Source organism: Streptomyces sp. 15-116A (assembly GCF_025290915.1).
Classification (GTDB): domain Bacteria; phylum Actinomycetota; class Actinomycetes; order Streptomycetales; family Streptomycetaceae; genus Streptomyces.
Map to the genome: position 1 here is coordinate 1 of NZ_JAOCQE010000364.1, position 5,247 is coordinate 5,247.

At 70.9% G+C, this 5,247-nt stretch carries 3 protein-coding genes and 2 pseudogenes; 4 read left to right on the plus strand and 1 reads right to left on the minus strand.

Annotated features, from left to right (window positions below; translation table 11 throughout):
- From N4P33_RS32260 to N4P33_RS32270, 3 genes and pseudogenes are all read left to right on the plus strand, one after another.
- Positions 1–388, plus strand: a pseudogene (locus N4P33_RS32260) (hypothetical protein); the annotation flags it as partial.
- Entirely contained in the window at positions 357–1,676 is a 1,320-nt protein-coding gene (locus tag N4P33_RS32265) for an ABC transporter substrate-binding protein (protein ID WP_260830491.1), read from the plus strand. The pseudogene N4P33_RS32260 and the gene N4P33_RS32265, both read left to right, overlap by 32 nt.
- 59 nt (positions 1,677–1,735) lie before the next feature.
- On the plus strand, positions 1,736–2,776 hold the full coding sequence (locus N4P33_RS32270) for a YafY family protein (protein ID WP_313904623.1): 1,041 nt from the start codon (positions 1,736–1,738) through the stop codon (positions 2,774–2,776).
- Between the two features lie 43 nt (positions 2,777–2,819).
- On the opposite strand, the pseudogene ctaD reads toward N4P33_RS32270, so the two are convergent.
- Positions 2,820–4,424 (minus strand): annotated as a pseudogene (ctaD, locus tag N4P33_RS32275) (cytochrome c oxidase subunit I); the annotation flags it as partial.
- A 350-nt stretch (positions 4,425–4,774) separates the two neighbouring features.
- Here ctaD and N4P33_RS32280 point away from each other — a divergent pair.
- Complete coding sequence (locus tag N4P33_RS32280; protein WP_260830493.1) at positions 4,775–4,990, plus strand: I78 family peptidase inhibitor; 216 nt, start codon at positions 4,775–4,777, stop codon at positions 4,988–4,990.
- Positions 4,991–5,247: the final 257 nt, after the last annotated feature.

The following is a 5,247-nucleotide window of genomic DNA, read 5'->3' on the forward strand; positions in this document are numbered from 1 at the left end:
GAGCGCTCCGGCCAGCGCGCCCGCGGACCGCGCGGCGGCCGAGCAGGAGGTCCGGCAGAACTGGGAGAAGTTCTTCGACCCCGAGACCTCCCTGGAGGACAAGGCGACCCTCCTGGAGAACGGCGACCGGATGGCCCCGGTGCTCCAGGCGTTCAGCGGTGACCAGCGCATGGGCCAGGTGCAGGCGCAGGTCACGAAGGTCACGTTCACCTCGCCCACCGAGGCGGACGTCGCCTACTCCCTCACCCTCAAGGGCGCCACCGCCCTGCCCGACGCCTCCGGGACGGCCGTCGAGCAGGAGGGCGCCTGGAAGGTGTCCGCCAAGACCCTGTGCGCACTGGTGCAGATGAGCGGCAATGGCACGGCCACGGCCGTACCGGGCTGCTGAGGTTCTCCGGGCCGCCGCGCTTCTCGCCGTCGCCGCCCTGCTCGCCCTGACCGCGGCGTGCGGCAGCCGGCTGCCCGAGAGCGACTTCGAGACCGACGACCGCTCGCCCGCGCCCACCCGGGCCACGGGTGAGCCGCTGCACGTCGGCATCATCACCAGCGCCACCAGCCCGGTCGGCGGCAGCGCGTTCACTGGCCCGCGCGACGGCGCCAAGGCGTACTTCGACCGGCTCAACGAGCGAGGGGGCATCGATGGCCGGCGCGTCGAGGTGCACCTGTGCGACGACGGCGGCAGCGGCGTCGGCAACAACGAGTGCGTGCACAAGCTGGTCGACGAGCGGAACGTCGTCGCCCTGGTGGCCACCACCGCCCTGGACTACGCGGGCGCCTCCCGCGTCTCCCGCGCGCGCGTGCCGGACATCGGCGGCCAGCCCATCGGCGCCGCCTACGACACCTACCCGCACCTGTACAGCATCTATGGCAGCTCGGCCCCCAGGGACGGCACACCCGGCTGGGACGGCAAGCTGTACGGCGGCACGGAGGTCTACCGGTACTTCAAGCGCGAGCACGGCGCCCGCACCGCCGCCGTCGTCTCGTACAACCAGTCAGCCTCCGCCGCCTACGCCCGCCTCGTCGAGCGGGGTCTGAAGGCCGAGGGCTACAAGGTCGTCACCGAGCAGGTCGACTTCGCGCTGCCCAACTTCCGCGCGGTGGCCGCCGACCTCAAGCAGCAGGGCGCCGACCTGGTGTTCGACGCCATCGACGGCCACGGCAACGCCCGTCTGTGCCAGGCGATGGACGAGGTCGGCGCCGACGTCACCGCCAAGGTCACCAACGTGCAGAACTGGACGTCCACCGTCGCCGAGAACTACAAGGACGCCCCGCGCTGCCGCAACGCCCTGTGGGCGACCGGCTCCAGCCGCAACTTCGAGGACACCGGCCATCCGGCGGTGCGCGAGTTCAGGGAGGGCACGAAGCACCTGGAGACCCACTCCCAGTGGCAGCTGGAGGGCTGGGCCGCGGCCCGCTGGTTCACCGACGCGGCGACGGCCTGCGCGCGGGACGGCGGCATCACACGCGCGTGCGTCGACGCCTACGTCGACCGCAGCGACGGATACACCGCGGGCGGACTGCTGCTCCCTGTCGACTTCAAGGTGTCACAGGCGCCGCCGAGGACCAGCCGGACCTGTCTGTCGGTGGCCCGCTGGCAGGACGACGAGGGCTGGGTGAGCCAGGGCGACATGGAGCGAACCTGCTTCACCGTGCCGCAACTGGCGTACGAGCCCTGAGGCATCGAGAGAAGAATTCAGGCCAGAAGCTGTCCGCAAGGGCTGGCAGACTCGCCTTCATGTTGGAGACCTCGGCACGACTGCTGCGCCTGCTGTCCCTGCTCCAGGCCCACCGCGAGTGGTCCGGCGCCGACCTCGCCGACCGGCTCGGCGTCAGCGCCCGCACCCTGCGCCGGGACGTGGACCGGCTGCGCGAGCTGGGCTACCCCGTCAACGCCAGCCCCGGCACCGGCGGCGGCTACCAGCTCGGCGCGGGCGCCCAGCTGCCGCCGCTGCTGCTCGACGACGACGAGGCGGTCGCCGTCGCCGTCGGCCTGCGCACCGCCGCACGAGGCAGCGTCGAGGGCATCGGCGAGACCTCAGTACGCGCCCTGGCCAAGCTGGAGCAGGTGCTGCCGGACCGGCTGCGCCGCCGTGTGAGCGCCCTGAACGCCTTCACCGTGCCGATGCTGCGCGGCCCCGGCACCGACGCCGTCGACCCGGCCGTGCTGACCGAACTCGCCCACCTGTGCCGGGACGCCGAGCGGCTGCGCTTCGAGTACCGGAACCACGACGGCGCGGCGAGCCGCCGCACGGTCGAACCGCACCGCCTGGTGTGCTCCGAGCGCCGCTGGTACCTGGTCGCCTGGGACCTCGACCGCGAGGACTGGCGCACCTTCCGCGTGGACCGCATCACGCCGAAGCCGCCGCACGGCCCGCGCTTCGTGCCACGCGACCCCCCGGCCGAGGACCTGGCCGCCTACGTCTCCCAGGGCGTCTCCACGCGCGTGTACGCCACGCACGCCGTGATCCGGCTGCTGGTGCCCGTCGAGGAGGCCGCCGAGCACATCTCGCCGACCGCCGGGACGCTCGAGGCGGACGGCCCCCACGCGTGCGTGCTGCGCACCGGCGCCGCCGGCCTGGACGTGATGGTCCTGCACGTGATGATGCTCGGCTTCGAGTTCGAGGTGCTGGAGCCCGCCGAGCTGATCGACGCGGTCAGGACGGCTCGCGACCGGCTTGCTCGCTCTTTGGCTCGGGCTGGGACGTCACGGCCGCGTACTCCGGATGGTGCAGATCGAACGCCGGCGACTCCGAGCGGATCCGGGGCAGCGTCGTGAAGTTGTGCCGCGGCGGCGGGCACGAGGTCGCCCATTCCAGGGAACGCCCGTAGCCCCAGGGGTCGTCGACCTCGACCTTCACGCCGTACCTGGCGGTCTTCCAGACGTTGTAGAGGAACGGCAGCGTCGACATGCCCAGGAGGAACGCGCCGATCGTCGAGATGGTGTTGAGCACGGTGAAACCGTCCGCCGCCAGATAGTCCGGGTAGCGGCGCGGCATGCCCTCGGCGCCCAGCCAGTGCTGCACCAGGAACGTGGTGTGGAAGCCGATGAACAGCGTCCAGAACTGGATCTTGCCGAGCCGTTCGTCGAGCAGCTTCCCGGTGAACTTCGGCCACCAGAAGTAGAAACCCGCGAAGATCGCGAAGACGACGGTGCCGAAGACGACGTAGTGGAAGTGCGCGACGACGAAGTACGAGTCCGTCACGTGGAAGTCCAGCGGCGGGGAGGCCAGGATCACCCCGGACAGACCGCCGAACAGGAACGTCACCAGGAAGCCCGTCGCCCACAGCATCGGCGTCTCGAAGGACAGCGAGCCCTTGATCATGGTGCCGCTCCAGTTGAAGAACTTCACCCCCGTCGGCACCGCGATCAGGAAGCTCATGAAGGAGAAGAACGGCAGCAGCACCGCGCCCGTGGCGAACATGTGGTGCGCCCACACCACGACCGACAGACCGGTGATGGCCATGGTGGCGCCGACCAGCGTCAGATAGCCGAACAGCGGCTTACGGGCGAAGACCGGGATGATCTCCGTGACGATGCCGAAGAACGGCAGCGCGATGATGTAGACCTCCGGATGCCCGAAGAACCAGAACAGGTGCTGCCACAGGATCGCCCCGCCGTTGGTCGCGTCGAAGACGTGCGAGCCGAACCGGCGGTCCGACTCCAGCACCAGCAGCGCCGCCGCGAGCACCGGGAACGCCATCAGGATCAGGATCGACGTGAACAGCGTGTTCCAGGTGAACAGCGGCATCCGGAACATGGTCATCCCGGGGGCGCGCATCCCGACGATGGTGGTGATGAAGTTGACCGCGCCGAGGATCGTGCCGAACCCCGACAGCGCCAGGCCCATGATCCACAGGTCGGCGCCGATGCCCGGCGAGTACTCCAGGCTGTTGAGCGGCGCGTAGGCGAACCAGCCGTAGGCGGCCGGGCCCCCGGTCACCAGCAGCGAGCCCAGCACGATCAGCCCGCCGAACAGGAACAGCCAGTACGAGAACATGTTGAGCCGCGGGAACGCCACATCGGGCGCGCCGATCTGCAGCGGCATCAGCTCGTTGGCGAACCCGGCGAAGCTGGGCGTCGCGAACAGCAGCAGCATGATCGTGCCGTGCATGGTGAACAGTTGGTTGAACTGCTCGTTGGTGACCAGCTGCAGCCCGGGCCGGCCCAGCTCGGCCCGCATCAGCAGCGCCATCACACCGGCGATCAGGAAGAACACGAACGACGTGATCAGGTAGAGGTGGCCGATCTTCTTGTGGTCGGTGGTGGTCAGCCAGTCGATCACCACCCGCCCGCGCCGCTGCCTGCGCGCGGGCGCCGGTGCCGCCGCCCCTACGGTCTGCGTCCCCATCGCTCGCTCGCCCCTTCGCTCTCGCGCACCGGGCCCGCCACAGCCCGCGCCACACGTACCCACGGGTGCCGCCATGATGCTCGCCCCGTGTGCGCTCCGACAGAGGGCGGGACGAGCCGGGTGGCGGAAACCGGGTTTTTCCGTGCGGCTTCGGCATCCGTCGTCGTGCGCGGCGGAGATAAGGAAAGAGGGCCCGGGGCCGCTTCTCCGGGAACTCTCTGCCGGGCCTGTTCGAGGCTCTCGCGCGACGCGCGGGAATTACGTTCGAATGGCTGCGGAAGGCGTAAAGAATCGCTCGTCCGTGTGACGGCCCGTGGACCGGTCGGCTGTCGTGATCCTGTGACAGAAGCGTGACCGCCGGGGGACGCCGGGCCGTTTCCGGGGCCGGGCTTCCCCGCCCACCGGGCAGGGCATAGCGTGGCCGCATGGCACCCATTCCGACACCCTCCGCGGAACCCGACGACAACCCGGACGCCTATGTGGGCCTCGCCGCCGGCCGGGCCGAGGACCTGGCGCGCGAGCGCGGCTGGTCGACGGTACGGGCGCTGCCGCCCGGCGCGATCATCACGATGGAGTACCGCATGGGCCGGCTGAACTTCGAGGTGAAGGACGGCGTGGTGGCGCGGGCCTGGAAGGGCTGAGAGGCGGCAGCAGAAGCCCGGTACGGACGCCGACGGCCCCGGTTCCCTCGAGGGAACCGGGGCCGTCGTGTGCGCGTAGGGGAGTCGATCCGTCAGGCGCGGCCCGCCGGTGACGTGCCGCGCGGGTGGTGACGCTCCGGATGCGGGCGGCGGCTGCCGGCCGGGGTGACCGGGGTGCGCTCCGCGCGCGTGGTGTGCGGGCCGGGTGCCAGATAGGCGGGCGTCCGCCCGCCCGAGCGGCCCGCGCCGACCGGTTC

Bases quoted from the DNA above. Each gene is read 5' to 3' on its own strand.
- N4P33_RS32270 (WP_313904623.1), top strand. From the start codon at position 1,736: ATGTTGGAGACCTCGGCACGACTGCTGCGCCTGCTGTCCCTGCTCCAG.
- N4P33_RS32265 (WP_260830491.1), top strand. From the start codon at position 357: ATGGCACGGCCACGGCCGTACCGGGCTGCTGAGGTTCTCCGGGCCGCC.
- N4P33_RS32280 (WP_260830493.1), top strand. From the start codon at position 4,775: ATGGCACCCATTCCGACACCCTCCGCGGAACCCGACGACAACCCGGAC.